Below are 356 nucleotides of genomic sequence, written 5' to 3'. Positions count from 1 at the left end.
CTTCTAGCCAAGCACCGCAAGCTGATGTCGACGGCCCTGGAGCGTGACGCGCGGCATGGCCGCCTAATTATGCGCCCATCCCTGCGCGAACTGTCGGGCAAACTTCTAGCCAAGCACCGCAAGCTGATGTCGACGGCCCTGGAGCGTGACGCGCGGCATGGCCGCCTAATTATGCGCCCATCCCTGCGCGAACTGTGCTCATTCGCGGCGGATCCTGCATCGTGGGTCCACTTGGGGATGTGCTGGTCGAACCACATTTTGCCGGCGAGACATTGCAATTGCCGAATTGGGTCGCCGTATCATTGCTCGCGGAAAATATGATCTCGACCACTATGCGTGGCCAGATGTCTTCGGTC

General features: G+C 60.1%; 1 protein-coding gene. It reads left to right on the top strand.

What is annotated here, in order from left to right; genetic code table 11:
* Positions 1–321, top strand: a 321-nt coding sequence (locus tag AB4Z51_RS45100) for a hypothetical protein (protein WP_441499794.1), incomplete at its 5' end; no start/stop codon positions are given.
* Positions 322–356 lie beyond the last annotated feature (35 nt).

It is taken from the genome of Bradyrhizobium sp. 2TAF36 (assembly GCF_052114925.1).
Classification (GTDB): domain Bacteria; phylum Pseudomonadota; class Alphaproteobacteria; order Rhizobiales; family Xanthobacteraceae; genus Bradyrhizobium; species Bradyrhizobium barranii.
Note: the sequence above shows the minus strand (reverse complement) of the source record. Positions and strands in the feature narration are given on the sequence as shown.